Source organism: Thermogutta sp., from assembly GCF_014359955.1.
Lineage (GTDB): Bacteria > Planctomycetota > Planctomycetia > Pirellulales > Thermoguttaceae > Thermogutta.
The window spans coordinates 1-1894 of sequence record NZ_JACIYL010000825.1 but is presented as its reverse complement, the minus strand read 5'-3'; the positions used below and the strand labels follow the sequence as shown (position 1 = coordinate 1894).

Annotated in this window: 1 protein-coding gene; it reads left to right on the top strand. The window is 60.7% G+C overall.

Translation table 11 applies throughout. The features are described from left to right. Window positions 1-144 precede the first annotated feature (144 nt). Window positions 145-1419, top strand: coding sequence for an A24 family peptidase (locus H5U08_RS17335; protein WP_297035972.1), 1275 nt, complete (start codon window positions 145-147; stop codon window positions 1417-1419). Window positions 1420-1894 lie beyond the last annotated feature (475 nt).

Sequence of the window (1894 nt, the reverse complement as noted above, 5' to 3'; positions counted from 1 at the left end):
CGAACTCTTCGCCAGGCGTGAGCCTGTTTATCGGGAAACCGCCGATTGGGTGATCGATACCGAGAATAAATCTCCGTCACAGGTGGCGGAGGAAATTCTCGCGCAGTGGTCCAGGATCAGGGACGATAAAGGAACCCATCCGTGATGTGGCCGCCCCTTCCATTTCCCGTCCAAATGATCGTGCTGGCGGTGGTCGGTGCGTTTCTTGGGTCGCTCGCCACCTGGGCCGCAGACCGGCTGGCCTGGCAGTCCCGTGCGGTTTCCCTGTGGAGCCGAGTGGGTCGGCTGGGACCGCGCCACCCGGCCGCGTATGTGCCGATTTTGGGCTGGTTCTTTCAAAAAACTCCTCCGGAAGGCCAGGGCCGCTGGTCGTGGCTGCCGCCGTTTTGTGTGGAGTGTCTCAGTGCGGCGGGGCTTCCCTGGCTCTACTGGTGGGAAGTGTGCGAAGCGGCGATTGTGCCAGCGGGCGTTCTTCCGCCACCTTCGGGAGTCTTGTTTGTGGTGTTTATCAAGCACACCGTTCTGCTTCTCTTCATGCTGGTGGCTTCACTCATCGACTGGGATGAGAAGGTGATTCCCGATGCGGTGACTATTCCAGGAACACTGCTGGGGTTGATCCTGGCCGCCGTTTTTCCAGCCAGCCACCTGCCGGTGCCGCAGGAGCGACCACGCCCTCCCCTGATTCTGGTGAATCAGCCTGACCCGGTGCCGGTTCAGGCCACGTACCTGAAGCTCACGTCGCCGTCCCCCTGGCCGAAGTCTCTCGACGGCCAGCCCCACGGCCATGCCCTGAGTTTGGGCCTGTTGTGCTGGTGGTTGTGGTGCTTTGCGCTGATGCCGCGACGCTGGTACCGCCATCGGCGATTTTGGAAGGCCGTGCAGTTGATGTGTGCCCGGCTCTATCGTTCCCAGGTGACCGGGGGGCTTCTGGTCATGGGATTCATCGGCACGGCGGTGATCCTCTTCGTGTGGATTCTCGGCGGCGATCCATGGCGCTCGCTGCTTTCGGCTTTGGTGGGGATGGCGGCCACGGCGGGCCTGACGTGGATCGTGCGGATCGTGGGAACGCTGGTGCTCGATCGGGAAGCGCTGGGCTTTGGTGACGTGACCCTGATGGCGATGATCGGATCCTATCTGGGCTGGCAACCAGGACTCATTCTCTTCTTTCTCGCCCCCTTTGCGGGACTTGTGGTGGCGATCTACATCATCGTTCGTCATCAGGAGGTGGAAATACCCTATGGGCCCTTTCTCTGCCTGGGAGCTCTGGCGACAATCGTGTTCTGGCGGGACGTGTGGGGGTTTGCCTCGCTGATCTTCGAACTGGGCGGAATCCTTCCGCTTCTTCTTGTCGCACTGATCGTGCTCCTCGCGTTTCTCCTTCTGGTGATCCGCCTCATCCGCGAAGGATTGAGGATTTAGAAAGAGGATTCAGGCTGGCCTGCGTGCGCACCGTTACCCCGCGGTTTGAGGTCGCTACGGAATTCGTTTGTTCCGAACGTTCTGCAGGGACATACTCCCTTCTGGCAGGGGCAATTCATGAATTGTCCCGACAACATCGGAGGGACCCGCTCGTCGGGTCCGCCGATTAACGTTTGATCATCCATCCCCGTTCACCGGGCACGACAAGCGTGCCCCTCCGACCTCTTCCGGAGGGACGTGCTTGTCACGTCCGCCGATTAACGTTTGATCATCCATCCCCGTTCACCGGGCACGACAAGCGTGCCCCTCCGACCCCTTCCGGAGGGACGTGCTTGTCACGTCCGCCGTTTAACGTTTGATCATCCATTGATCATCCATTGCGTTCCGGCGGGGACTGAAGTCCCGCGCCGAAAGCGGGGCTAAAGCCCCGCACTCCATGGAGTGCGGCGATTTATCGCCGCTTTTTGGTGAAGGC